The organism is Thermococcus sp. EP1, from assembly GCF_001317345.1.
GTDB lineage: Archaea > Methanobacteriota_B > Thermococci > Thermococcales > Thermococcaceae > Thermococcus_A.
Genome location: NZ_JXCG01000003.1, coordinates 254,732 through 281,066, shown reverse-complemented (window position 1 = coordinate 281,066; position 26,335 = coordinate 254,732). Strand labels below are relative to the sequence as shown.

The window sequence follows — 26,335 nt, the reverse complement described above, 5'->3', positions numbered from 1 at the left end:
TTTAAACGTGAGGGAGCCTAATGAGGGTCCTGGTGGTTTTTGCTATACTTCTTTTTGTGCCCTTTGCAAATGCAACGCAACTGGCATTTATTGGTGACGAGAGTCTAAAAGAACTTCCTGGTTCCGGTATTCCTGAAGATCCATATGTTCTCGAAAATTTGATCATAAATGCAAGCAATATCACTGGCATTTTAGTTAAGAACACTACCGCATATCTTCTCATACGAAACTTGACTATAATCGGAGATAATAAGCGCCCAGGCATAATTCTCGAGAATGCAAAAAACGTTAGAATTGAGAATGTACGAGTGATTAAATGCAGTTATGGAATAAGGATCGTCAACTCCGAGAACATTACTATTATCAATAGCATTTTCAAAGGAAATCTATATTGTTATTGGAAAAGTGAATTTGCAGGGGACGCTGACTGTAAGGGAGGAGCGATTTTTGCCGATTATTCAAAGAATTTATATATCATAAATAACTCCTTTGTTCCACACTCATACCTTTTCTCCAATATCTACGGGGTATATCTGGTAATGGTCAAGAACTCTATGGTTTACGGCAATAGATTTGTAAGCTCAATTAAGTGCTACCCCTCTGCAGCATTTGGGGGCTACTGCAAAGGAGCAGCAATTTACTTAGACCGTTCTAATAATAATGAATTAACTAGAAACACGATTTACCTCCCCATAAGTGGTGGTATGGAGTATGCGGCAGAAGTGTATGGAATGTACATCTTTGGGCACAATAACACTATTTATCTGAATAATTTTTATGGCGAAGAAAAACCATCTCAACCAAGTGAAGGTATAGGCTTCTTTTATCTGTACCATGCAGGAGAGAATACTTTTCATTCTCCAAAAGTGATCTACAAGTTTGGAAACGAGACTTTTGAAGGATTTTTGGGCAATTACTGGGTCGCGTATAATGGATCTGATGAAAATGGAGACGGTGTTATAGAGTGGCCTTTCAAAGTGGATGAATACCCATTAATCCTTCCTTCAGAGAACTATGAAATTATAAAACTTGCAGAAGAATCCGAAATGAATACAAGCTCTCCAAATAACTTAACAAACTCCCCAACAACACCTTCATCCCCTCAAGAAAACGGAGAATCCAAATACTTATTTCCAATCTTGGCAGTTTTGGCCATTTTAATCATTCTATGGAGAGGAAAGTGAATACTTCCAAACCACATCTGGAGGGAATGCACCCTCTCTAAACTTTTTGATGATTTCTTCTGCTTTTGAATAGGCAAAGTCAAATGTTTCTTTATCAATCAATCCATAGTTAAGGGCCATCTCCAGTTCTTCTTCATCAAGAAGGAATGCTTCTCCATTTGGGAAAATAAAAATATCCAAAAACAGATCCAGCATCTCCAAATTATCACCCTCTCTTTTAGTATATGCTAGAACATCAATGTAAAGGCCCTTAAAGTTGCCTTCTCTGTCATAAACTTTTAGTATATCATACTTCTCTCCAATAAAGGCAAAATAGATCATTGTGTAACCATTATCAATAACTTTGACTCCGTTAACGAAAAGTGGAGTAAGCATCCCCTCAAATTTTGACTTTGCCACAATTATATCACCTAGATCTGCTATGAGCTCATCTTCTCTCTCAAGAATTCGATTTGGAACACGCTTGTAAATGAGGTGAATTTTTCTGACCATTGATAATTCACTGCATTTTGAGATATATTAATCCTTCGGTACAAGACAATGAAGAAAAAAGGAAATCATCCAAAAATAAGCTCCCTTAACTTCTCTGGAAGCTCTTCAATCTTAACCCTAATCTGCTCTCTCGTATCTCTGTCCCTGATTGTTACAGTATTATCTTCAGGGGTTTGATTGTCTATTGTCACACAATAGGGAGTTCCTATCTCATCATACCTTGCATATCTCCTTCCTACTGTATCCTTCTCATCGTAAACCACGATAAATCCTTCCTTCTGTAGGGTTCTGAAGATGTCATAGGCAATTGTTGTGAGAGGTTCCTTTGCCACCAATGGAAGAACTGCAACTTCTATTGGGGCCATATCCTTTTTAATTTTCAGATAAACCCTACCATCTTCATCCACAACCAATGAATTCTCGAGAAGGAGATAGAATGGTCTGTCTATACCAAAGCTCGGCTCTAGGACATGGGGCACTATTTTTTCACCAGTTATCTTTTCCTCAACTTCTTTGATAATAAAATCATCTTTCTCAAGCTCATACCCGTCAATGATAACCTTCCCTATCTGCTCCAGCCCCTCAACTATCTTTTTAAGCTCTTCTTGACTCATCTCTTGCAGTTTTTGATTAATCCTCTTTGCATCGCTTTTTAGTTTAGGTCCTACGCGCTTCATGTTAAGAGAAACCTTGAGCTTTCTAATGCTCTTAGGCTCTTTATAGTGGATCATTACGGTTAAATCTGCACCGCTTTCCTTTATATGCTTGCTCAAGTCATAATCTCCTCTGTATGCTATACCCACACACTCTATCCAACCAAACCTTTCACTGTGGATTTCTACGTCCCATGTGTCAGTGGAGTAGTGAGCTCTCTCCTCGGGTAATTGTTGCCTAAATCTTATCTTGTCCTCAGGAATACCGATATCAAGGAGAATCCTCTTAACCATCGCCATGTAGTAAGCGAAGAAAGTATTCAGAAGATAACCTTTCTTAACAGCCTCTTCTAAGGAGAGTTCAATCATTCCTAAGTCTTTGAGCTGATGTTCGATTGGATAAAGACGAAGAACTTCATTTTTCACTTCATCAAAATGTGGATGCTCAGTTTCGTTTGGATTGAAGAAGATCTCCACCTCTGCCTGAGTGAACTCTCTAAGTCTGAGCATTCCTTGCCTTGGAGAGATTTCATTTCTATAAGCTTTGCCAATTTGAAACACTCCAAATGGAAGCTGGTTTCTTGCAAAGTTGTTTAAACGCTTAAAGTTTACAAATATGCCTTGAGCAGTTTCAGGCCTGAGGTATCCTTTTTTATCTTTGTAAGGACCAATATAAGTCTCGAACATCAGATTAAAGTACCAAACATCAGAAAGTTCTCCCCCACATTCGGGACACTTTATATCATGCTCTCTTATCAACTGAGTTAAATGCTCTGCACTTAGGCCCTCTGTGTCTATCTCAAGAACATCTTCCACAATGTGATCCGCTCTGAATCTTGAGCCACATTTCTTACATTCAGTTAATGGATCAACAAATTTTTCCACGTGTCCTGAAGCTATAAAAACCTCCTCTGGAGTAATATCAGGAGTCTCAATTTCAAAGAACCCTTCCCTTATGAAAGCTTCTCTAATCTTCTTCTCAATTTTCCTCTTTATTGTAGCTCCAAGAGGACCGTAATCGTAAAAACCTCTCGCTCCACCGTAGATTTCAAAACTACCCCACGCAAAACCTCTCCTTCTCATCAAGTCTTGAAGAGCCTCATACTTATTCACCATTACCACCACCTTAGTGCATGAAGGGAAAGCACCTAAAAAAGTTTTGCCCCAATCTTTGAAAAATTGATAAAAGAGCTGAGCTTCCCCAAGATAAAACTAGACTTATCACTTCAAATATTAGCTTAAATCGCTTCTATCTCCTCTTTTAATGCCATAGAGCCCCTCTTAAATAATCTTTCATCCATTTCGTCTAGTTTTCTACTAATTTTAGGTCGGAACTGCATCTTGTCTAGGATGTCTTTGTCTACATCAATTCCTGGGGCATACTCCTCAAGAACAAGTCCTTTCTCTGTAAGTCTAAAAACTGCTCTTTCTGTAATGTAAATGACCTCTTGCCCTTTCTCCAATCCAAGTGCTGCATTATACACTATTTTGTACACATTTTTAACAAACTTCTCAATCTCTCCATCCTTCACTATGTTGAGCTTTCCATTTCTTATCTCTAACTTCTTTTTACCTGCTGTAAAGTGACCGGCAAAAAACATTCTTGGTGAACCATATGAAATCACAGGGAATCCTCCTGGACCTGGCAACCTACCGGGGAGCAGAGAGGGATTTACGTTCCCCTTTTCATCTACTTCCATAAACCCTAGACTCGCTGCATCAATTACTCCCCCTTCGTAGTTGGCAAATTGATCAGGCTGAGAAATTATGGCAAAAGGGCCAATAGAAGCTCCAAAGTCTGGTCCTTTTAGTGCAATCCCTCCAAATGGCCCAGATTCAACTGTTGTTAATACATACTCTTGAAGTCCTTCTTCCATTGCAATTTCAGCAACTCCAGTGGGTATTCCTATACCCAAGTTGACCAAAATTGGTCTTCCAAGCTTTTTCACAAGGTTTATCATTTCTAGTAGAACCCGTCGTGCAATAACCTTCTGGGTATTTAACATAGGTTTTAAAGTCGAGTTCGAGGTAATTGGAGGAATGACCTCTCCTGACACTCTAGGATCGTAATGAATATTCGCACTTTGCATGTGGAACTCAGGAGGAGCCACAACAACATAATCTACAAGAGGACCAGGCACTTTAATGTCCTGAGGATGTAACGATGGATATCGGGCAATTCTTTCTACTTGAGCGATTACAATACCTTTATTTGGTTCAGCTTTTGAAGCTTGAGCTAAATTAAGTATCTCCGTGAAACTCCCCTCTTTTTCTGTTGTGATATTTCCAAGTTCATCAGCTGTTGTGCCTCTGATAAGAGCTACAGTTGGCTTGGGGGCCTGATATAGCAGATATTCTTTCCCCTGAATGTTAATGACCTCAATCTTACACCTCTTTCTCTCTTTAGCCAATTCATTCAAATATCCCCCATCTTCTCTTGGATCAAGAAATGTACCAAGTCCAACCCTAGTTAATACACCAGGTAAACCTCTTGCAACTTCCCTGAAGAACCAAGAAGCTGTGCCAATTGACCAGGTGTACCCTTCGATTCTATTTTCTTGAATCATCTTTTGCAATGTGGGAGACCAGCCAGGATAAGTAACCAAAATTCCAGACAAAAACTCTTGGTCAGGATCGTTGTATAGCTCCGTTGCAATCTTATCAAGAACTCTCCCTGGAGCTGTTGGTATTGGATTCACTTCAAGAAAGAGACCTTTTGGATGGCCTGTTTGTTTATACCTCTCATAAAGTTTTAAAATAAGGTATTCTGGAGCCACTAAAAGGTTAAAACCTGAAATCGCAACTACTGAATTATCCGGAATTTTCTCAACGGCTTCTTCACTTTTTAATATTTTTCTCATCATTCTTAATTCCTCCATAAGATGGTAGTAAACAACTGCTGAAGATGGTTATAACATACGCCAAGAAGAGTTTGTACATTCATCCTTTAAACTGTTCTCCCAAGAGCTGAGAAACATTACCAAAAGAATATGGTGGACCGGGCGGGATTTGAACCCGCGGCCTCTGGCTTGCGAAGCCAGCGCTCTCCCAAACTGAGCTACCGGCCCATCCCGATTTTTATCTTTAAAGCCAACTTAAAAAGTTTTCCATCCATTAAAACCTCTCAAGAGTTATATCCTTCACTTTTTTCTCATTCTCATCAAAGTCTATTATAGCATAATGTCCTCTTGATAGGGGTCCAGGGTTTACAATAAGGGTCCTCCCGATCTCATCTATCCCAATCGCCTCATGTATATGGCCACATATTACAAGTGGAGGTTGCTTTTCTTCTATGAATCGCCGTAAGGCCTTGCTCCCTGCATGAGTCCCAACAAATGTTTTGTCGACTTTTGTGTTCTTTGGTGGGACGTGAGAGAGTATTATATCGCCATCCTGATAGTTGTTAATCAAAATCTCCCAGATCTCTTCTTCACTGAACTCCCATATAGTTGAGAATGGTGTGATGTTTGAACCTCCTATTCCAATAATGCCAACGTTTTTAAATTCCACTCTTCTGTCGTGAAGACTTATATTCAACTCTTCCAGCATTTCAAGAACATCTCTACCGTCGCAGTTACCCATGACAGCATAAAAGGGTTCTCCCAGGTTGATGAATTCTTTTATAATGTTATAGGCTGCCTCTCTTCCTCTAAAATGGGTTAGATCACCAGCTATCAAAAGAAGATCAAAAGTTTCTTCCTTAATATTCTCTAAAAATTCTCGGGCCTTGTTTCCCCTCCCATGAATGTCAGTTACTGCAACTATCCTCATTTTCCTCACCGCTTACAGAATACACAAAGAAGCTTAAATGTTTGGCGGTTAGGTTTAAAACTTGGGTTTCAAATCCATAAATGTATGGGGTGGAAAGAAACACTTAAAGAGGAAGGCCTCCTGGAAGTGGAGGACTTTGTAATCGAGGTTAGCATAGATTCTGAATGCCCATGTAAAGATGATCAAATTTATCCAGCAGTCTTAGTGTATGACTTGAAAAATGAGGAAGTATACTACCTCGATGAACCATTTGAACCAGTGAGCAATTTTAGAGAGGCTTTAGATCAGGTTTTCGAGTGGTTTGAAAGATATAAAAACGGTGAGAAACCCCTAATGAAGAGAAGTCCTAAGAAAAGCGCTCCAGAAGATGTCATTGAGAGGTTTTTAAAAGCCATTAAGTCACTTGAATAATCACAAAACCTTTAAGACTCCCACCCAATGTTCATCAGAGGTGAGCACTTTGGATCCTAAAAAGTCAGTTCTTAAAGAATCGTCGACAGAAGGCATAGAAGAAATTCCAATTGTAGGCCCATGGCTTGAAGATTCTAAAAGCTTGGAAGAAGTTATTGAAAAGTATACTAACTTAGGATTTCAGGCCACTCACTTAGGAAAGGCTATTGAGATATGGAAAAAGATTGAGAAGAAGAGAGCAAATGGTGATGAAGTTAGAGTGTTCTTGGGGTATACTTCTAATATAATCTCATCCGGCCTTAGAGAACTTATTGCATATCTTGTTAAACATAGAAAGGTCGATGTTATTGTAACCACTGCTGGAGGCGTTGAAGAGGATTTCATCAAAGCACTAAAACCTTTCCTCCTAGGGGATTGGCATGTAAATGATGCTGAAATGAGAGAAAAAGGTATAAACAGAATCGGGAACATTTTTGTGCCCAACGATCGATATATAGAGTTTGAGAAATACATGATCCCCTTTTTTGAGAGGATCCTTGAAATTGAAAGAGAAAGAGGGATTCTGACAGCAAGTGAAGTTATCTACGAACTTGGAAGATATATGGACGAAAAGCTTGGGAAAGAGAAAGAGAAGAGTGTTATTTATTGGGCATATAAAAACAACATTCCGATCTTCTGTCCAGCTCTCACTGATGGATCATTCGGGGATATGCTCTACTTCTTCAAAGAAGAGAGAGGAGACAAGGAGCTCATTATAGATATTGCCAATGATATAGTTAAGCTGAACAATCTGGCGATAACAGCAAAAGAAACAGCCTCGATTATTTTAGGAGGTTCCCTTCCAAAACATGCGATAATTAATGCCAATCTTTTTAGGGGCGGGACAGATTATGCCATCTACATTACCACAGCAATACCTTGGGATGGTTCACTTAGCGGAGCTCCACCAAGCGAAGGGGTAAGCTGGGGCAAAATAAAAGCAAAAGCAGATTATGTTGAAATTTGGAGCGATGCTACATTAGTGTTCCCGATTTTGGTATGGATGGTAATGAAAGAGTAAATTTGCATTTAGATTGCAAACTCTTTTTACTTTTTCCACCAGGGTTTTGATCCGCAATCCTTGAATATTAAGAGAGTGAGGAAGCTGAACTGATTATAATCTACGGTGAACGGCGCGTAAGAAAGACAACTTTGGCCCTCAAGGTCTTTTGAGCGCGAAGACTACTTCGTCTTCGAGACTAGGGATTTGTTTGAAAAAGCTTAGGGAACACTAAAGCTCGTTGAATATTAGATCTCCTTTTACGGGAACCTTCACTCTCGCCGTTTCGAAGTGCGGTTTTAGCTTTATGTGCATGGCCTCAATCGCTTCCCTCTTTATCATAAACTTATCTTCAACTCCCCTTGCGCCTCTGTTTTTCATGAGGTTTTCTGGGTTCCCAATCGTTCTCTCTATCGCTTCATGGGTTACGTCCAGCAGATCCCTCTCTATTGTCAGAATGTTTCTAACGTCCTGCGGGTCCAACTCCCCTCTCTTCACCCGTTCGGCGAGGTTCTTTATATCCTTCATCATACCTGCTGCATGTTCCCTGACGAATGGCAACATCTTCGGGTCGATGTGCCTTTCCTCTAGGGGCAGTATTGCTCCCTTCATCCAGTACTTCTCTATGTGCTCCATTGCCTTCTCCGCCACGTGCTTTTTCGCCACTATTTTTTCCCTCAGGTTTCTGATCTCTATGAGCGACACCCCACCGTAGAGTCGTGCAGTGGATGATTCCTTCAGCGCGCGGAGCTGGTTCTCCAGCCAAACAGCTGTTGCCAGTCGTGCCGCCACCACCTTTATCTGTTCTTCTGGCACCCCCTTTGCCCTGAGCTCCTCCTCGACTGCTTTCTTCGTTTCGGGGAATTTCGGCCTTACCTCCTTCCCACTAATCTCCGCGAGTAGCTGCCGGAATTCTTCCAGTTCTGGCTCTATGTCGATGCCTACTTGCCTAAGGATGTGGATTGGATCTTCTACGCCTTTATACAATGCGTTAGATGCTTTTTCGAGGTGTTCTGGATCGTGGTTCTCTGGCCATAGCTTCTCTGCAATTCTTATGATCGTAGGAAGCCCTCTAAGTATTGCCTGTTTTGCCTTTTCCTCGTCAGTTATGATGTTGTTTTCCTTTAACTCTCTCGCGACCAGCGCTGCAAACTCCTCAGGGTTCTTTTTGATATCGCTAATATCTCGTTCTCCTGCGAAGTAATACTTGTCAATGGCGTCGCCTACGGCGTGCCCAATTTCCGGGAGGACTTTTCCGCTGTGATAGGAGAGAAGGAGTGCGAGGAATCCGTGCACGATGGGTAGACCTCTTGGGGGTCTTTCTTCAAATTTTGTGAACGCACCCACTTTTTGGTATTTTTTTTGTTTTAGTGCCGATATATACATATTTCCCTCTTCATGCCGTTGCTCTGCATCCATTATTCTCATGGCCCTACTTTCATTTTTTTCAGGATCGGCCTCCGCAACCAGTTTTATATATCCTTTGTTTGCACGTGCGTGGAACTTTTGTATCGCGACCAAAACAGATTCCGGCAGTCGGAGTTTCTTCTCCTCTACCCTTCTCTTTTTTTCCTCCTTTTTCTTCCCTCCGAAGATGAACATTCCGATCATCCCACACCCCTCATTGATACTACTCTTCCGTGGTTTTTAATCGTTCTTCCTACCATCTGTGCCCAGGACATGTAGCTCCGTTTACCTTTATACAGCCCTCATGCGCCCATAGGATTCCGCCCTCCGTGGATATGGTCGCGACAGATCCGGGATTTATTGCAACTGTGAGGTAATCTACATCTCCGGTTGTTGCCATGAATGTTATCGAAGATGTTATTGCACCTGCGATCGCGCCCGCCGCCCCACAGAGGAACTTTTTATCCTTGAGTTTCTCCAAGGTGCCCTCTAGTTTGTCAGTTATTGCTTTCCAGAGGTCATTGACGTTCTTGAATCCGAGATTCGCGAGTGTGCTATCTGTATCCTCTATTGCTTTTACGATAGTTTCAGCTGTCTTGGCGCCTTTTATCTCTTTAACGAAATCATCTAATTGCTTTGCCACATCATCCATCTGTGCCTTCTTCGCGTAATCTCTTAGAGTCTTCAGTTCTTCAAAGTACTCGATCACGTCGTCTGATGCGCCTGCTTTCTTGAGTGCTTTCACCGCGTCGTCTAGGTTGCCAGCACCTTCTTCTGCTAGGATTTTTGGCACCTCCTTTTGCGATAGTACCTCAGCCAATGATTCTTGACTTGCAATGGTACCCCTCCCTCTCTTTACAGTTCCTCCTGCAACGCTGAAGAGCACCCCTTCACTTTTCTGTACTTTTGGCAAGCTTGTTAGTTCGTCGATTTTTTTGATTCTTGCAATTTCTTGGGTTTTCCAGTATGCTCTCGCCCCCACTCCGATTCCTGCCACTGTCAAAATGCCTCCCGATGCTGCGGGGGCTTTCCAGGATTCTTCAAGCCCCGCTCTTGCGGATGCGAATGTGAGGGCAGTTCCCATCAAAGGTCCTATGCTACATGTAAATACTCCTGTTGCTATACTCTTCGCATCTAATGATAGCGCACCACAAGCGTATGTCACTGTGAGACACGTGGCAGCACCGAGTCCCCCATATATTAGCGCGTTTTCGTAAGTCATTGCTCTGCTCAGCTCTGTCTTCTCCGCGTGTCCGTACTTCGGCAGGCAGTCATTGCCGTTGATCACGAGGTGGAGGTTGTAGTTCTGATACTTCTGCTTGTAGTCCGCCGTGAAGATCCTGTTCTTTACCTCGTCGCAAGCGTTGTCCTTTGGAATGTCCTTCACCCACACCACCGGCTTGCTCTTTCCGTTCTTCACCGGGAAGATGATCCTGAACGCCTCCTTGTCACCCTTCTTCGCCACGTAGGTCAGGACGGAGGAGCGCTCAACATTCCAGGTGTATTCTTTCCCCGCAATCTCGTCCGTGTTGCTGGATGCGTAGGTGCAGATCTTCGTCTTATCCTGCCTCACTGCCGCCGCAAGGACCGTTCTGGGTGCCGCCTGGTCCAGCTCGTTCAGGCGGAAGTCGTGGCAGGTGAGGGCGGTGACGAGGCGATCGAACTTCACCTCCAGCGGGCGGATTACGATGGTGTAGGTTATATCTTTCTCCCGTGGTTCGTCTTCTATCGTGATGCTCATCGTTCCCGTCTTGCACTCTTCCAGATCTTCGGAGACGGAGATGACGAGTTCGTTCTCTCCGGGGTTTGGGTAGTATAGAGTCTTCTTACCCTCGAAGATGAGCATCCCTGTCAAAGCCAGAAGCGACAAAGACACCACCTTAGAAAATTAACCTAAAAGAAAATAAAGGTTACTCCTCAAAACCCGTCGAGAGTCCCAAGAGCCACTTCACCAGGGGAACCATCTTGACTCTGCCCTTCATTCCATAGAGCGAGATATCCTCGATTCCCTCTTCGTCCAACGTTATGAGGGTCAGTTTCTCACAACCAAGCTTCTCTGATGCGTGGAGCAATGCCAGAAGTTCCCTTCTCCTTGTTTTTTCATCGATTGTCTTGACGCTCACTTGTATTAGCTCATTGACCCTTCCATGCTCTGAGATTACAAAATCAACTTCATGTCCCTGAGAACTCTTCCAGTAGGTTACCTTCATTGCTGGGTTACCCGATGTTCTTCTCAAAAGCTCAAGAAAAACGACGTTCTCCATGTCTCTTCCCAAATCCTTTGAACCAAAAATTGAGAGGCCTGTGTCAATCAGGTAAAGCTTTCTTGGAGCAACTATACGGGCCTTGGGGGAACGTTCGTACTTCCTCACGAGAAAGAGGGCAAAGGCTTCCTCAAGGTAGGAGAAGTAATTTGCAATAGTCCTTTTAGTGACCTTCAACCGACCTTTGAAGAGCCTGTAAAGTGAGTCAAAGGAGACGTATTTTGAATAGCTGTGGAGTGAAAAATAGAGTAGTTCGTTCAGCAGGTGGATGTTTTTGATCCTGTGACGTTCGAGGACATCCTTCTTGATCAGTACGTCAAGATAGTCCTTCAGTATGTTATCTTTAACACCTTCTGAGGAGAGAGCAACCTCCGGATACGCTCCATAGTGGAGATACTCTTCAAGGAGCCGAGAAATCTGGGTGTAATTCCTGTAGAAATCCCTTCCTCTATAATCCACTCTTTTAAATCTGAGAAACTCCCTAAATGAAAGGGGTAACAGTGTATAGGTAAGGGACCGACCGCGCAGATGGGTGGCGACCTCTCTTGAGAGAAGCTTTGAGGAAGAACCCGTAATGTAAACGGTATAACCCCCATCGAGGAGATAGCGTACTATTCTCTCCCAGTCAGGAACGGCTTGAACCTCATCTAGCATAACTATTGGATGCTTTATCTTCGGATAGAGCTCGTGATAGGCGTCAAGAACGGCCAGGAAGTCGGTGGGAGTCATAGGGTGGAAGATCGGATGCTCAAAGTCTACATAGAGATATCTCTCAGGGTTCTCCTTATCAACGAGGGAGAGCAAGTAATAGGTCTTTCCAGCCCTTCTCGGCCCGATAATAACCGTGGCTCTGTTGGGAATGGCCTCTACCCTGAGCTCTCTTGGAATTATTCCGCTGAAGTCCCTCTCATGGAATCCAACTATATACCTTTTGAGGAATGTTTTGTCCAACATGTGTAAAATTAAGGGTCCCAATATTTTAAGTTTTTGGTACCCTAAGTTTCCCAACTTTCAAACTTTTTGAGGCCTTCAATGTTCTTCCTCTGCACTACTTCATATTTTTCCATGCCTTCATCTGAATACCTTGTAAAGATCTAATACAATGTCACCCACACATCTTCTCCCTCTTTATACCCCTCACTGTCCTCTGGAACTTCTATGTAACCATTACTTTCTACCAGAGCACTTATTATTCCACTTCCTTTCTTTCGTATTGGATGAGCTTTGCCATCTTCGTAATAAACCTTCACAAATTCGTGTCTTCCAAGGGACGAGGGTACTTTGGCCATCAAGGTCGCTTTGATTTTTATTGGCTTGTAATTAGCTCCAGCGAGCTTGGCTAGTGCATACTTAACATAGAGGTGAAACTGAGCAAACACTGCAGAGGGATAGCCACTCATGACAAAAACCCTCTCTCCATACCCTATAGGCCTTCCGGGTTTATTCGTGCACCCATGGAAAAGAAGTTTAACGAATTTGTGGGCATAATCCTTTTCTCCAAAAGCGCTTCCGCCGGTTATCAAAACAAGATCACATTCACATTTTGCCCTTTCCAAGGTTGCTCTGATTAATTCTTCATCATCCGGAATTACCCCATAAAAAACTGGCTCACTAAAGTAATCTCTAACAAGCCCCTTAAGCATCGTTGAATTACTATCAAGAATCTTCCCACTTTCCAAAGCCTTCTCGCTGAGATCTTCTATTAGCTCGTCCCCAGTGACAATTATTCCAACTTTTGGTTTTCTTTTAACTTTGACAGTTTTAAATCCTAAAGCCTTAAGCATTGAGAGATCTTGGGGCCTAAGTATTTGGCCTTTCTTGAGAATAACCTCACCTTTCTTAACGTCTTCTCCTTTAAATGCAACATTCTCTCCTGGAGCAACAGGCCTGAGTACGTAAATCTTATTTTCCTCTCTTTTTGCATACTCTTGCATAATAACAGCATTTGCTCCATTGGGCATTTTATTACCAGTCATGAGTCTTATTGCCTTACCATTTGTAATTTCCTTCTCACTTTCCATCCCTGCAGTAATTTCATCAATTACCTCAAGCTCAATTGGAGCATATTCCCTTGCTTGAAAAGTATCTTCCGCTCTAATGGCATACCCATCCACAGCAGAACGGTTGAACGGTGGCAGGTCTATTGGAGATACAATGTCCTCTCCAAGAACTCTTCCAAGAGCATTGTCTAAAGGAAGTTCCTCAACCTCTTTTACTTCCTCAATATCGTTTAACATCATTTCAAGGGCTTCTTTGTAAGGAGTTAAGCGCTTAAATTCTCTCATCTTTTCCACCTTTTAACTTTTAAGTCTTAACTTATAACTTCCAACTACTCCCGTGCATGCTTTAGAATATGATACGCTTCTCGTTTTATTATCTCAAGAGCAGTTTTCACAGCATTTAAACTTCCTGGGAGGCAAAAAACGACTTTACTCTCCTTGTCCCTTATTATCCCAGCGGTTGCTCTACTTAATACTGCTGCAGTTCCAACTTCTTCATAACTCTTCAATCTGAAAATCTCACCAAACCCCACGAGTTCTTTATCAAAAAGAGGCCTCAAAGCTTCAATTGTAATATCCCTTCTTGTTATCCCTGTTCCACCAGTAGTTATCACAACATCGGCCTTTTCGAGGGCTTCAATTACGGCTTTTATTATCTTAAGCTTCTCATCTGGGACTACCGCATAATAAACGTTATCATTCCCCTCCTTCTTCAATTCCTCAATTATATAATATCCGCTTAGATCTTCTCTCTTCCCGAGACTTGCAGTATCGCTTATGGTTATAACAGCAAACTTAAACTTCTTGGGTGCTTTTGCTTTGTGTTCCTCATGAGACATTTTACACCACCGTTTAACATTGTGCAGAAAGGTTAATAACTTTTAGCTTGTCCTGGCCTAAACTTTTTATAAGAAAAAGATTTTCACAAGTTAAGGTGGTTCTATGCATGAACTTTACACTGTTTTGGCTGAATACTACGATGCCATCTATCGAAGACGAGCTGAGAGAGTTAGAGATGAGATTAACTTTGTTGAAGAAATATTCAAAGCAGATGCCAAGCGAGATGTGAAGAAGATTTTAGATCTAGCCTGTGGCACAGGAATCCCAACATTGGAGCTCGCCAGGAGAGGTTACGAAGTCACAGGCATGGATCTGCATGAAGAGATGCTTGAAGTTGCAAAGAAAAAAGCCAAAAGAGATGGATTAACCATCGAGCTCATTCAGGGAGATGCCCTTGAAGTAGACTTTAACCAAGAATTTGATGCAGTGACAATGTTCTTTTCAAGTATTATGTACTTTGACGAAAAGGACCTCAAAAAACTGCTCAACTCAGTAACCAAAGCCCTTAAACCTGGGGGAGTTTTTGTTGCAGATTTTCCCTGCTGGTTCTATGGAGGGAGTGATGGGCCCATAGTATGGGACGAAAGTGCAGATGGAGAGAAATTAGTGATCACAGATTGGCGAATAGTCGAACCAGGACTCCAAAAACTACACTTCAAGCGACTTGTCCAGATACTCAAGCCAAATGGAGAAACTAAAGCATTTTTTGTTGATGACACACTTAACATCTACACTCCAAGGGAAATGAGGCTACTTGCTAAGGAATACTTTGATGAGGTCAAAATCTACGGCCACTTAAAAAGAAGACTTGATCCAAATGACAGAAGATACTGGCTCGTTGGCATTAAGTAAACTTTTTAAACTCCGACCTTGTTTTATTTTTTGGTGGTGCATATCGTCAATCGGAAGAAAAACACTTATTAATCTCCTTAAGAAATTCCCGTTTTTCTGGTTAGTGAACTCTTTTTCAAATGCACCACCGAGAGGAAGATTAACCTTTTTAAATTCCGCTTTTGATAGGTTAGATATCTCCAAAAAAGAGGTGATATAAATGCTCCCAAAGACATACGATCCAAATGAAATAGAACCAAAATGGCAGAAATTCTGGCTTGATGAGAAAATATACAAATATAAACTTGACGAAAAGAAACCAGCTTATTCTATAGACACACCACCACCGTTTACCAGTGGGACCCTTCACTTGGGACACGTGCTCAGCCATACTTGGATTGACATAGTAGCAAGATACAAGAGGATGCGCGGTTATAATGTGCTCTTTCCACAAGGTTTTGACAATCATGGACTTCCAACAGAGCTTAAAGTAGAGAAAGAATTTGGGATAAGCAAGGATCAGCCAGAGGAATTCCTTAAGAAATGTATAGAGTGGACCTGGCAAGCCATTGAAGCCATGAGAAACCAGTTCATAAGGATAGGCTACTCAGCAAACTGGGACTTAGAATATCACACAATGGACAATGAGTATAAGGCTTTGGTACAAAAGTCTCTCCTAGAGTTCTATAAAAAAGGTCTCCTTTACCAAGACAAGCATCCTGTTTACTGGTGTCCGAAGTGTAGAACAAGCTTAGCAAAGGCAGAGGTAGGTTACGTAGAGGAAGACGGATATCTCTATTACATTAAACTTCCCATCTCTGGTGAAGATGATTACATTCCAATAGCCACAACAAGGCCAGAACTTATGCCTGCCTGTGTAGCAGTGTTTGTCCATCCTGAGGACGAGCGCTATAAAGACAAGGTAGGGAAAAAGGTAAAACTCCCAATATTTGAGAGAGAGGTACCAATAATAGCTGATGAGGATGTAGATCCCGAATTTGGTACTGGAGCAGTTTATAACTGTACTTATGGTGATGAGCAGGACGTAGTATGGCAAAAACGTTACAACCTGCCTGTAATTATAGCCATAAATGAAGATGGCACCATGAATGAAAATGCCGGCAAGTATAAGGGACTAACAGCAGAACAAGCAAAAGAAGCAATAGTAAAAGATCTAGAGGAAATGGGACTTCTTTATAAGAAGAAGCAAGTACACCACCGTGTCCTTAGACACACTGAGAGAAGTTCATGTAGGGCTCCTATCGAACTATTACCAAAGAAACAGTGGTTCATAAAAGTGAAAGAGTTTACAGAGGACATAGTAAAGGTATCCGAGCAGATAAAGTGGTATCCACCAGACATGTTTCTAAGGCTAAAGGATTGGGCTGAAAGCATGGATTGGGATTGGGTAATAAGTAGACAAAGAGTATTTGGAACTCCACTCCCATTCTGGGTATGCAAAGACTGTGGAGAGATAATCCCCGCTAGAGAAGAGGACCTCCCTGTGGATCCAAGGTTCAACGGAGCACCTGTAGATAAATGTCCCAAGTGTGGAAGTACTAATTTAGAAGGTGTAAAAGACGTCCTTGACTGCTGGATAGACTCCTCTATAACTCCATTGGTAATAAGCAAGTGGCAAAAGGATGAGAAATGGTTCAACCACAACTTCCCCACATCCTTAAGACCTCAAGGAACTGATATCATAAGGACATGGGCATTCTACACAATCTTCAGAACTTACATCCTAACTGGAGAGAAGCCTTGGGACGATATACTCATCAATGGTATGGTAGCTGGCCCAGATGGAAGAAAAATGAGCAAGAGTTATGGAAATGTGGTCTCACCAGAAGAAGTGATTCCAAAATATGGTGCCGATGCATTGAGGCTCTGGACAGCTTTAGCTCCCCCAGGAGAAGATCATCCTTTCAAGTGGGAAACCGTAGACTATAACTACCGCTTCCTCCAAAAGCTATGGAACATCTTCCGTTTTGCAGAGAGACACATCAAAGACTTTGATTACGAAGAGTACAAAGATATAGAACTTGAACCCCTTGACAAGTGGATACTCTCGAGACTTCACCGGTTAATAAAATTTGCCACCGAAGAACTCGAAAAGTACCGCTTCAACCTTCTCACTAGAGAATTAATGACATTTGTATGGCACGAGGTTGCAGATGAGTATATTGAAATGATAAAGCACAGACTCTATGGAGAAAACGAAGAGAGCAAAATTAAGGCAAAAACTGCACTATATGAGCTCCTTTACAACATAACCTTACTACTTGCTCCACTAGCACCTCACATAACCGAAGAACTTTACCAAGAGATGTTCAAAGAAAGAATTGGTGCAAAGAGTATACACTTGTTAGAGTGGCCTACATATAGAGAAGATAGGATCAGCGAAGAGGCTGAAAAACTTGGAAAACTAGCAAGTGAGGTAATCGGCGCCATGAGAAGATACAAGAACTCACATGGATTAGCGTTAAATGCAAAGCTTAAACACGTCGCAATTTATACACTAGATAATTACGACGCACTCAAGATCCTAGAAAAAGACATTGCCGGCACAATGAATATTGAAAAACTCGAAATCATCAAAGGGGAGCCAGAACTCGAGGAAAAGATCATTGAAATCAAACCCAACTTTAAGAACGTGGGACCAAAATACGGAAAACTTGTTCCAAAGATCACCAAGCATCTTAAAGAAAATGCAGAGGACATAGCTAAGAGCCTCAAAGAGAGTGGAAAAGTTGAATTTGAGATAGAAGGACAGAAAATAGAGCTTGGTAAGGATGACATAGTGATCAGAAAAGCCGTGTTCAGTGAAGGGGAAGAAGTAGAGACTGCAGTAGTTAAAGATGCTGTTATTCTCTTCTTCTAAAATGTTTTTATTCTCTCTTCCCCATCTCTTTAAGCCGGTTTAAAGCTTCTTCATATTTTTTGCTTTCTTTAGCCCATTCACTAAGTTTCTCACACGGAAAATCCTCACATTGATAACAGAATTCTAATCCCTTTTCATCAACACAACATCTAAGTATCCAACAGTCCGGTGACCAATGTTTTGTTCTATCCCCTCTACAACCTAAACAGTGAATGTCTTCGATTTTTACATCTATGTGCCTCTCTTCTCTAAACCAATTTACAATTCTTTGGGCTATCTCTGGATTATCTGAGGCTCGGAAAATATCACATTCACTGCAGTTTAGACCACAAACTGCAATCATCTGGTTCTTCTCCATTATTCTCACCTCCTTTTGCTTTTTTACCTCTTTCTGCAAGCATTTTCTCTTTACCAAGTTTTGGTACTCATTCCCCCTTTGACAATCTTTGATTTTCTTTGGATACATTGCTAAGGAAGATAACTTCCCTAAAATCCAAAAATAGAACTCTTTTTGTACAGTTGTTATCATGAACTCTACAATGGGCAATTTGAGTTGAAATTATAAAAGAGTTTTGTAAGCACTATAGCAAAAATAGGAAGTTATTGAAATGGTGTTTCTTCAAAAAAGTTAGTCATATGCAAACTTTCTTTAATGAAAGGGAAGATATCAGAACCGACTCAAGGAACAAAAAGTGAAGAGTTAACAATTATAGCAAAGCATCTCGGCTCTTTTCAACAAAATAACACGATAAAGCTTGCCATTTATTATTCGTGGGGTTGAGATTTTGTTAAGATGTTGAATTCTCTTTCTTTCCAGAGCTACGAACCCAAGCTCTCTCAAAACCTGAACAAAATCTTCCCACCTTATGTTGAGCCATTTAGAGTATTCATCAAAAAGTTCCTTTTCAACGATCAGAAACTTTCTTCCATCGATCAGAAACCTGATTTTATGCTTAGGCAACTCTTTTCTAAGCCTCCACTTTGCATGTAGCGGTGATTGAACTTCTAGAATTGCTTTATCCATATCTTTGCCCTCCACAACCATCTTAAGCAGCAATTCAAGTATCAGATTTATTCTATCTGGAACTCCGATTACATCTCCCTTCAAGGATATCTTTCGCCTCTTAACCTTAATCCCCACTCTCTCCAATTCTTCACCAATTTTTGGAGTAGTTTTTTTCTTCGTTCCTCCAGTGTCAACGATTCCACCTATGATAAATGCTCCTGTAGAAAAATCCTCTTTACTTAAATCTTTTTCAGCCCAAGGATCAAGAAGAACAACTTCATCTATACCTTCTTTTTTAAGGAATTCTGCAGTTGAACCTTCATATGAGGTGATTTTATTGAGGGGAAAGTTTGCAAGCTTTTTGAATTCTTCATTAACCCACGTCAAAGCTAAGCGATCTCCCCATAGATAGTCCCTAATCACACCATAACTTTGGGAAGCTTGAAGAGCAACTTTTTTCTTCTCCTTTTCTGTATGCTTATCCCAGTGCATAAGATCAATTACAAAATAAGGCCATTTTGATTGAGAAATTTTTTCTCTGAGATCATTTCCCGTTATTATAACTTTAAATTTGTGAAGATGAGAGGAATTTGAAGGGACATAAGCAAAGAGTGCTTTATCGGTTTGCCTCCCTTCAAGATCCCATGCTATTGTCGTGGGCTCATTAACCTGCACAATAACTCCCTTGTTTTCTAAGAGAGCTATTGCAATCTCCTGAAGAGGTTTATCGGAGGATCTATTCGGGATTCTTCTCGACAAACTCCCTATTTTTTCTATACCTTTTTCTTTGAGCACTTCCTTGAGAATATCGCCGAGCTTCTTCATGGTTACCGTTCTGAAGTGGGGAGAGGGTATTTAAGTCTTTCTCTCTACACATTGAACAACTATTCACTTTTCTTCAGGACTATTGCTTGAACGTATTCTCCAAACTCACTCTTTACTTTTCCCAGCACTTCTTTACTGAAGTCCGGTACATACACAAATATTAACTTGTTCTTCTCCTCTGTTCTGTACCCATTTTTCTTAGCGATTGCCAAGATTTCTTGGTTGAGTTTTGTTAGGTTATGTCCATACTTATCGAAAAGCTCCCAAGGATAGAGTTGGATATAGGGACTCCCGAAAGCTTCAAGAGCCTCTTTTGATGGAGGAGAGTAGAGAACTCTAATCCATCCATCCCTATAAATGTACATCTCCTTTCTTTCTTCGCCATCCTCATAAAGAATCCAGAGGGGTTTGTATGTGAGGTTAAAAGTATAAATGCCTATGCCTTTCCCTTTCCAGCTATCTGCCAGAATTGTCACTCTAACGTTCTGGTAATCCTTCAAAAATCTAATCCCAAATGCCGGAAAGACGAGATCATCAGTACACATGACCGATGCTGGATTGCACTTCCAGAGCTTGAATGTGAGTTTTAGATTGCTCCCATCTTCCTCACAAGCCAAGAGCTTCAAGTAATACATGCCGCTTGTTCCAAAACTTGTGTATATTGTCACATCCTTTTCCAATTCCCTACCTCTAGTGTTGGTGTATTCAATAGGGCATGTAGGCTCAGGCTTCGTAAAATCTTCGTCATATTCACCCCAAACTTCAATTTTAACAGCCTCTGAAGGTATTCCTTCTTCCTTTATAGCGTTTATGAGTGCTTCCTTATCACCATATGGGCTTATCGCAATATGAATGTAATTATCCCTCGCCAGGCTGTCTTTTCCAAGCCATACAGCTCCTATTCCATAATCCGGATTTAAAGCTAAACGTTCGATTTTTGCTCTCCAAAGGTAGAGATCTTCCTCGCTCCAATTTTGAGGTTTTTCTCTGAGCGCACTAAGATAATAAGCAGAAGAGAGCACAATCACAATAGCAATTAGTCCGACTGTCCGTTTCATGATCCCATCAGAGAAAAGTTATTCATGAAAATATAAATTCCTTTCGACAACTTCAAGAAAATTAAAAGTGAAATCAAAATGCAATACCCATGTTCTCTGCTATCCTTCTGAGTCTCTCGATTCTTTTGTATGTTGGTGGATGAGTTGAGAAGAGTTCAGCAAAGCTGACTCCCTTGAATGGGTTTACTATGAACATGTGAGCTGTTGCAGGGTTCCCGTCTTTTAGGGGTTTCCTTGAAACATAGTATTCAATCTTCTCAAGTGCCCTTGCAAGAGCCCATGGTTTCCCACTTATTTTTGCCCCAGTTTCATCGGCTAGATATTCCCTAGCCCTGCTTATTGCCATTTGAATCAGCATTGCAGCTATTGGTGCTAATACTATAAGAAGTATTGCTCCTAATGCACCTCCAGCGCTTTCATCTCTATCTCTTCCTCCAAATCCACCAAGCCAGAGCATCCAACCAGCCCATCTTCCCACCATTATTATTGCTCCAGCCATTACGGCAGCTAATGTTTGGATTAAAACATCACGATTCTTTATGTGGCTCAGTTCATGAGCTATTACTCCTTCGAGCTCATCTCTATTAAGAATTCTCAGCAAACCTTGGGTTACTGCAACAACAGCATGTTCTGGATTTCTCCCAGTGGCAAAGGCATTTGGAATGTCAGTTGGTATTATGGCTATTCTCGGAGTTGGTATCCCGGCTTCCTGAGCGAGCCCCCTAACGATTTCGTACAGTTCTGGAGCTTCTTCTTCCTCTATGATTCTAGCTCTATACCAAGTCAAGACAATTCTATCACTATACCAGTAGCTGAAAAAATTCATAAACAACGCGAACATGAAGGCAAAGAACATTCCAGTTTCACTACCTAAGACATATCCTATCGCCATTAAAAGACCTGTGAGGAAAGCCATAAGCAATCCTGTTCTTAACCATAGACCTAGACCCATTCGTCACCACCTCCAAGATCAAGATAGGGGATAACTTCATCATAAACCTTAGTCCAATCTACAACACCTAATCTTCTTTTCACCCCTTTTTCAAAGAGATTTAAGATTTCATCAACTACCTCTTCAGGTGTCTTATTAGTAGTATCTATTTCTATAATGTTCTCGTTTTCATCAAGGGCTTCAAGCAGGCAAACATCTACCAGCTCGGCCTCTACATTCTCACTTATCTTCTCTTTGCTATAACCCCTCTCTTTTAAACGCTCTCCAATTATCTTTGGATGAGCTCGAAGCACTATGATCTGATCCACTGGCATTAAATGACTTAAATGACCATCAAGCACCAAATCTTTCCCTTTTAACTTCCTCTCAACATAATATGCGAGTTCGTCAATCTCAACCTCGAGTTCCTCTCCTTTCATCTCACCTACTCCATATCTCAGGGCAAATTCTCTCAAATCAACGTAATCATAACCTAATTTTTTTGCTAAGAGTTTTGCTACAGTAGTTTTCCCAACGCCAGGTGTTCCACTTATGGCTATAATCATTTCTTCACCCCCTTACATAATTTATTAACTTAAGGTTTTTAAAGATATGGTTTTTTACGCTGATTGTCGATAGAATACTAGGCATTAAACGGAAGATTTTTAAATGATAAGTGCATATATATCTTGGTGATTTGTTCATGAGAGATGACAAATTGTTGCAAAAAAAGCTTGAAATTATTAAAAAACAAAAAGAAAAATTGATGCTCGAAGAGGCCAGAATCTTAAGAATCCTCATGCAAGAAAAGATGAAAAAAAGCACAAGTTAAATCAGAAAACATTGATTTTGTCTTCCAATATCATTTTTTGGATTTTTGTTATATTTGCTAGCCATTCATCAGCTATTTCATATGCTTGTCTCTCAAATTGTTCTACTTTATACCCGTTTTCTGGAATTATTTGAATACTTGCGACCAAGGGTTCATCAATGGGCTTTCCTATTTGGCTAAGAAGCCTTACATAAACCTCTTGAACTCCATCAATTTGCTCCGCAATGTCTTTTGCAATCAAGTTAGCAAGGATATTATAGATTTTACCTACGTGACTGACTGGGTTTTTGCCGGCTGCAGCCTCCATGCTCATGTGTCTGTTGGGAGAAATCAACCCATTTACTCTGTTTCCTCTTCCGACACTACCATCATCACCTGCTTCGGCACTTGTTCCAGTTACAGTTATGTAATAGATGTCCTTCTCAGGGTCATCAGCTGTGTTGACATACACATTGACTTTTCTTTGGGTATATTGAGCAACAAGCTCCTTAACAGCTCTGTATATGCCCTCCTTAACCTCTAAGTATTCCTGTGGGCTTTGGACTTCACTATCAACTATTGCAGCTGCTATTGTAAGGTCAATTTCATCTCCTTTTCTAAGGCCCATAACTTTGATATCTTCTCCAACAGCAGGCCATTCTTTCTTGAATTTTACGCTGTTTAACAACCTTTCAGTCTCAAGTACTATTTTCTCAGTCTCACTCAAAGGAGCATACCCCACACCAAATGAAGTATCATTAGAAAATGGAATCGGATTCTCCTTCACCTTATTAAAAACTCCAACTAAGTCAACACTTCCTTGGCCAATTCTTGAATCAATCACTACATGATTGTCAACCTCCAAGTGTCTAACAGTTTTCCTAAGGTACTCCTTGGCCGCTTTAATCGCCACTTCATGAACTGGGAACATTTCTCTGTCTACAAATTCAACTGCCCTACCAGAGAGGAGAATATATATTGGCTTTATAACCTCACCGCCCCCAAATCTTGGGTATGCTCTTCCACCAACCACCTCAACTTGATCTGTGTTGTGGTGAAGGATTATTCCATAGCGCTTTATGTACTCCCTCGAAAGTGCTCTGCTAACTGCCTCAGCAATTCCATCGGCTATACTATCTGGGTGACCAATTCCTTTTCTTTCTACAAGTTCTACCTTTTGCATCTCAACTGGAGTCCTCACAAGATCTTCAACAACAATGTTCCTATTCTTCTCAACCATGATCATCACCTCAAATGAACTCTTACGTGCATAGCTTTGAAGGTCCCTTTATATATCTTTCGGCATGATATTTACCCAAATATATAACTGCTAGTTATACCAAAGACAAAAAGTTAAAATTCCAAGCAATAGAAATTAAATACGCATCCGACCCACCCGGTAGCCCGACCGAAGGAGCCCTAGGGCAGCTATGAATTCTGGGGACGATGCCGGGTGGACAGGGCTTGGTCTCCGGGATCACCTGAGATGGCCGAAAATGGCCCACAATGAAGGTGAGAGGATATGCCAAGCCCACAACCGAAGGTTTTTATCTCATTATGTCAAAAACTTTTGGGTGGTGTTAATGAACATTTCTGAGATAATAAGAGAAATACGAGACGTTCTGGATAGAAAAGATGAAGTGCGAGAGAGAACGTTAAAACTCACCAGAGAGATTGTTCGCCTAAGTGGGGATTCCATAAAAGCACTTCATAGGGGAGAATTTAAAACCGCTGAGGAAAGATTGAAAAGAGTGGAAAAACTAGTTAATGAACTAAGAGAGATGCTTAAAGAACATAGGGACCTTTATTTTACCGGATATGTGCAAAATGCTCATCAGGAATATGTAGAGGCAACTCTCTTCTATAATTACCTCTTAGGAAAAGATTTTCCAACGCCCAAAGAAATTAAAGTTCCAGAGGCTGATTATGCTCTAGGGATTGGAGATTTTATAGGAGAGCTAAGGAGGTATTTTCTCACATTATTGCTGAAAGGAGATTTAGAAAGAGCTCAAGAAGTCTATGATTTTATGGAAAAAATCTACAACGAGCTTGTTACGCTGGAATACCCAAAAGGTCTAGTGAATATAAGACAAAAACAAGACCAGGCCCGATATATTCTTGAGAAGACTCTTGAGGATCTGGTCCGAGCCAAGATAAATAAAGGTCTCGAGAAGAAACTCGAGGAGTGGAGAAATGAATCTTGAAAAAATTGCCAAAATCCAAAAAAGACTGGCAAAACGAATAGTAGAAATGCCCATAGATATTTCAAAAGTCAGAACCATTGCTGCAGTGGACGTTTCATACCGCAAGAATAAAGCGAGAGGTGCTTTTGTTCTCTGCTCGTTTCCTTCATGTGAAGTTTTAAAGACAAAAACCATTGAAATTGAAGTTAGTTTTCCTTATATTCCCACATATTTTTTCTTGAGAGAGACCCGACCAATCTTGATATTATTGAAAGGTGAAACCTTTGATGTGTTGCTCGTAGAAGGCCACGGAAAAGCCCATCCAAGAGAATACGGACTAGCATCTCATATAGGACTTCTACTTGGAAAACCCACTATTGGAGTTGCAAAGAAACCTCTACATGGTACCAACAAGAACTTCATCAAAATTGGAAAAGCTTATGTAAGTGTTGGCAACTTAATCAACCTAGACTCTGCAAGAGAGATAATAGAACTCATAAATGAAGGTGGGTATCCAAGGCCATTGAAAATAGCAGATAAAATTTCCAAAGGTGCTGAAAATGGAAGAACTTAGACTTATTATAACACTTGCAAAAAGAGGAGCTGTTGGAGAAAGAATCAAAGTAACCTTGAGAGACCTTTCTAGAGAAGTTGGTAGTTCACCACAATCAGTTATGCGAAGACTTAACTCTCTCGAGAAAGAAGGCTATATAATCAAAGAAACACTTGGAAAGAGAACATTCGTTGAGATATCTCCCAGTGGGCTACAATTTCTGGAATCTATTTTCGAAGACATAGGTAAGATCCTCTATGGGAATTATATTCTCGGGGAAGTTGTCTCTGGAATTGGAGAAGGAAGATACTACGTAGAACAGTACAAAGACAGGATAAAGGAATATCTTGGGTTTGAACCCTATCCTGGGACTTTAAATATCCTTGTGGTTTTTCCTAAGACTATCTATGATGCCCTTTATAATGTTGAACCCATAATAATACCTGGCTTCTCAAAAGGGGGGAGAACATTTGGAGACGTGAAAGCCTATAAGGTAATGATAAATGGGATTAGTGGAGCAATAGTGGTTCCATCTAGAACAATTCACCCTCCAAGAGTTGCTGAGATTATTGCCCCCATATGTCTTAGAGAAAAACTTAATTTGAAAGATGGATCTAGAGTTAAAGTGGAGGTTATAAAGTGAAGAAAAGACTCCTCTCTTCCTTGGGGTACGGCGGAGCAGGTGTAACACTGAGTTTTTTATTGATAGTCCTTATTTATCCACCATATACACCAACAAGAACACTACTCCCAATCTATGGGTTGGGATTATTCCTAGGTGGAGTTTTAGGAAGTTATAAAGGAAAACTAAATGCAAGTGGATATGCTTTTATAGTTGGCTTTCTCTTAACCTTAATTCTCCATTTGCTGTGGATTAAAATAGAGTTCTCGATGTTATATTCCTTTTCACTCTTGGTAATTGTAGTCTTTGTCATGGGGCTTGTATCAGCGGAAGACACTTTAGATGTCTCTATAGTTCCGTTTGCATATTTTGGTGGCTTTGTTTTGGCCAGTTTGATATTTATGAACTTTAATATGTACGAGATCAGTGGGGCAATCCAAAGCATAACTCTCACTGGAATCAGCGGTGCAGTGATTGCCACTGTAGTTATTCTCTTGAAGTCATTCCTTGAAAACACTGCAAGACTTAGTAAGAAAATTTAAAAGGATAAAGCTCCAATTCTAAATGGTGAGC

The 26,335-nt window shown here is 41.0% G+C and carries 25 protein-coding genes and 1 tRNA gene; 10 read left to right on the top strand and 16 right to left on the bottom strand.

Annotated elements, in window-relative coordinates:
- The first annotated feature begins 20 nt into the window (after positions 1 to 20).
- The gene (locus EP1X_RS04250; protein WP_055282016.1) at positions 21 to 1,184 is read left to right on the top strand and encodes a nitrous oxide reductase family maturation protein NosD; all 1,164 of its coding nucleotides are present in this window, start codon (positions 21 to 23) and stop codon (positions 1,182 to 1,184) included.
- Here EP1X_RS04250 and EP1X_RS04245 read toward each other — a convergent pair.
- The 5 genes from EP1X_RS04245 to EP1X_RS04225 form a co-directional block, all read right to left on the bottom strand.
- Positions 1,167 to 1,676, bottom strand: a complete 510-nt coding sequence (locus EP1X_RS04245; RefSeq protein WP_055282015.1) for a DUF402 domain-containing protein — start codon at positions 1,674 to 1,676, stop codon at positions 1,167 to 1,169. The genes EP1X_RS04250 and EP1X_RS04245 overlap by 18 nt on opposite strands.
- Before the next feature lie 65 nt (positions 1,677 to 1,741).
- Positions 1,742 to 3,445: a glycine--tRNA ligase gene (gene glyS / locus EP1X_RS04240; protein ID WP_055282013.1), complete on the bottom strand. Its 1,704-nt coding sequence runs from the start codon at positions 3,443 to 3,445 to the stop codon at positions 1,742 to 1,744.
- A 122-nt stretch (positions 3,446 to 3,567) separates the two neighbouring features.
- Complete coding sequence (locus EP1X_RS04235) at positions 3,568 to 5,193, bottom strand: acyl CoA:acetate/3-ketoacid CoA transferase (protein ID WP_253276540.1); 1,626 nt, start codon at positions 5,191 to 5,193, stop codon at positions 3,568 to 3,570.
- A gap of 127 nt (positions 5,194 to 5,320) precedes the next feature.
- Positions 5,321 to 5,397 (bottom strand) — tRNA-Ala (locus EP1X_RS04230).
- A 46-nt stretch (positions 5,398 to 5,443) separates the two neighbouring features.
- On the bottom strand, positions 5,444 to 6,100 hold the full coding sequence (locus EP1X_RS04225) for a YfcE family phosphodiesterase (RefSeq protein WP_055282011.1): 657 nt from the start codon (positions 6,098 to 6,100) through the stop codon (positions 5,444 to 5,446).
- Between the two features lie 84 nt (positions 6,101 to 6,184).
- Between EP1X_RS04225 and EP1X_RS04220 the strand changes: the two genes are divergently transcribed.
- Both EP1X_RS04220 and EP1X_RS04215 read left to right on the top strand, forming a co-directional pair.
- The gene (locus EP1X_RS04220; protein WP_055282009.1) at positions 6,185 to 6,511 is read left to right on the top strand and encodes a hypothetical protein; all 327 of its coding nucleotides are present in this window, start codon (positions 6,185 to 6,187) and stop codon (positions 6,509 to 6,511) included.
- 49 nt (positions 6,512 to 6,560) lie between these two features.
- Positions 6,561 to 7,571 carry a deoxyhypusine synthase gene (locus EP1X_RS04215; protein ID WP_055282007.1) on the top strand — a complete coding sequence of 337 codons (1,011 nt, stop codon included), beginning with the start codon at positions 6,561 to 6,563 and terminating at the stop codon, positions 7,569 to 7,571.
- A gap of 210 nt (positions 7,572 to 7,781) precedes the next feature.
- Here the strand turns inward: EP1X_RS04215 and EP1X_RS04210 are convergent, their stop codons facing one another.
- From EP1X_RS04210 to EP1X_RS04190, 5 genes are all read right to left on the bottom strand, one after another.
- A complete protein-coding gene (locus EP1X_RS04210) occupies positions 7,782 to 9,161 on the bottom strand; it encodes a hypothetical protein (protein ID WP_055282005.1) in 1,380 nt (459 codons plus the stop codon).
- A 49-nt stretch (positions 9,162 to 9,210) separates the two neighbouring features.
- Positions 9,211 to 10,827, bottom strand: a complete 1,617-nt coding sequence (locus tag EP1X_RS04205) for a hypothetical protein (protein WP_055282003.1) — start codon at positions 10,825 to 10,827, stop codon at positions 9,211 to 9,213.
- 40 nt (positions 10,828 to 10,867) lie between these two features.
- The gene (locus tag EP1X_RS04200; protein WP_055282103.1) at positions 10,868 to 12,175 is read right to left on the bottom strand and encodes an ATP-binding protein; all 1,308 of its coding nucleotides are present in this window, start codon (positions 12,173 to 12,175) and stop codon (positions 10,868 to 10,870) included.
- Between the two features lie 140 nt (positions 12,176 to 12,315).
- Positions 12,316 to 13,506 (bottom strand): gephyrin-like molybdotransferase Glp, encoded by a 1,191-nt coding sequence (glp, locus tag EP1X_RS04195; RefSeq protein ID WP_055282002.1) that lies wholly within the window; start codon positions 13,504 to 13,506, stop codon positions 12,316 to 12,318.
- A 44-nt stretch (positions 13,507 to 13,550) separates the two neighbouring features.
- Positions 13,551 to 14,060 (bottom strand): molybdenum cofactor biosynthesis protein B, encoded by a 510-nt coding sequence (locus EP1X_RS04190; protein ID WP_055282000.1) that lies wholly within the window; start codon positions 14,058 to 14,060, stop codon positions 13,551 to 13,553.
- Positions 14,061 to 14,163: 103 nt separating this feature from the next.
- On the opposite strand from EP1X_RS04190, the gene EP1X_RS04185 reads away from it, so the two are divergent.
- Both EP1X_RS04185 and EP1X_RS04180 read left to right on the top strand, forming a co-directional pair.
- Positions 14,164 to 14,913, top strand: coding sequence for a class I SAM-dependent methyltransferase (locus tag EP1X_RS04185; RefSeq protein ID WP_055281998.1), 750 nt, complete (start codon positions 14,164 to 14,166; stop codon positions 14,911 to 14,913).
- A 199-nt stretch (positions 14,914 to 15,112) separates the two neighbouring features.
- Complete coding sequence (locus EP1X_RS04180; RefSeq protein ID WP_055281997.1) at positions 15,113 to 17,773, top strand: valine--tRNA ligase; 2,661 nt, start codon at positions 15,113 to 15,115, stop codon at positions 17,771 to 17,773.
- 7 nt (positions 17,774 to 17,780) lie between these two features.
- Here EP1X_RS04180 and EP1X_RS04175 read toward each other — a convergent pair whose 3' ends face one another.
- The 5 genes from EP1X_RS04175 to EP1X_RS04155 form a co-directional block, all read right to left on the bottom strand.
- Positions 17,781 to 18,131 (bottom strand): DUF3795 domain-containing protein, encoded by a 351-nt coding sequence (locus EP1X_RS04175; protein ID WP_172672594.1) that lies wholly within the window; start codon positions 18,129 to 18,131, stop codon positions 17,781 to 17,783.
- A 342-nt stretch (positions 18,132 to 18,473) separates the two neighbouring features.
- Positions 18,474 to 19,604: a tRNA (guanine(9)-/adenine(9)-N1)-methyltransferase gene (gene trm10 / locus EP1X_RS04170; protein WP_055281994.1), complete on the bottom strand. Its 1,131-nt coding sequence runs from the start codon at positions 19,602 to 19,604 to the stop codon at positions 18,474 to 18,476.
- 59 nt (positions 19,605 to 19,663) lie between these two features.
- Positions 19,664 to 20,662: a hypothetical protein gene (locus EP1X_RS04165; protein WP_055281991.1), complete on the bottom strand. Its 999-nt coding sequence runs from the start codon at positions 20,660 to 20,662 to the stop codon at positions 19,664 to 19,666.
- Between the two features lie 73 nt (positions 20,663 to 20,735).
- Complete coding sequence (htpX, locus tag EP1X_RS04160; RefSeq protein WP_055281989.1) at positions 20,736 to 21,614, bottom strand: zinc metalloprotease HtpX; 879 nt, start codon at positions 21,612 to 21,614, stop codon at positions 20,736 to 20,738.
- Positions 21,605 to 22,159 (bottom strand): adenylate kinase family protein, encoded by a 555-nt coding sequence (locus tag EP1X_RS04155; protein WP_055281987.1) that lies wholly within the window; start codon positions 22,157 to 22,159, stop codon positions 21,605 to 21,607. Before EP1X_RS04155 ends, htpX begins: the two co-directional genes overlap by 10 nt.
- 137 nt (positions 22,160 to 22,296) lie before the next feature.
- On the opposite strand from EP1X_RS04155, the gene EP1X_RS10230 reads away from it, so the two are divergent.
- Entirely contained in the window at positions 22,297 to 22,425 is a 129-nt protein-coding gene (locus EP1X_RS10230; RefSeq protein ID WP_256381557.1) for a hypothetical protein, read from the top strand.
- A 1-nt stretch (position 22,426) separates the two neighbouring features.
- Here EP1X_RS10230 and EP1X_RS04150 read toward each other — a convergent pair whose 3' ends face one another.
- Complete coding sequence (locus EP1X_RS04150) at positions 22,427 to 23,644, bottom strand: methionine adenosyltransferase (protein WP_055281985.1); 1,218 nt, start codon at positions 23,642 to 23,644, stop codon at positions 22,427 to 22,429.
- Positions 23,645 to 23,987: 343 nt separating this feature from the next.
- Here EP1X_RS04150 and EP1X_RS04145 point away from each other — a divergent pair, with 343 nt between their 5' ends.
- Genes EP1X_RS04145 through EP1X_RS04130 form a run of 4 tightly spaced genes read left to right on the top strand, consistent with a single transcriptional unit; the run spans position 23,988 to position 26,304 of the window.
- The gene (locus EP1X_RS04145; protein ID WP_055281983.1) at positions 23,988 to 24,608 is read left to right on the top strand and encodes a haloacid dehalogenase; all 621 of its coding nucleotides are present in this window, start codon (positions 23,988 to 23,990) and stop codon (positions 24,606 to 24,608) included.
- The gene (locus EP1X_RS04140; RefSeq protein WP_055281981.1) at positions 24,598 to 25,161 is read left to right on the top strand and encodes an endonuclease V; all 564 of its coding nucleotides are present in this window, start codon (positions 24,598 to 24,600) and stop codon (positions 25,159 to 25,161) included. The genes EP1X_RS04145 and EP1X_RS04140 overlap by 11 nt, the downstream gene beginning before the upstream one ends.
- A complete protein-coding gene (locus EP1X_RS04135; RefSeq protein ID WP_055281979.1) occupies positions 25,148 to 25,783 on the top strand; it encodes a DUF120 domain-containing protein in 636 nt (211 codons plus the stop codon). Before EP1X_RS04140 ends, EP1X_RS04135 begins: the two co-directional genes overlap by 14 nt.
- Entirely contained in the window at positions 25,780 to 26,304 is a 525-nt protein-coding gene (locus EP1X_RS04130) for a hypothetical protein (RefSeq protein WP_055281978.1), read from the top strand. The genes EP1X_RS04135 and EP1X_RS04130 overlap by 4 nt, the downstream gene beginning before the upstream one ends.
- Positions 26,305 to 26,335: the final 31 nt, after the last annotated feature.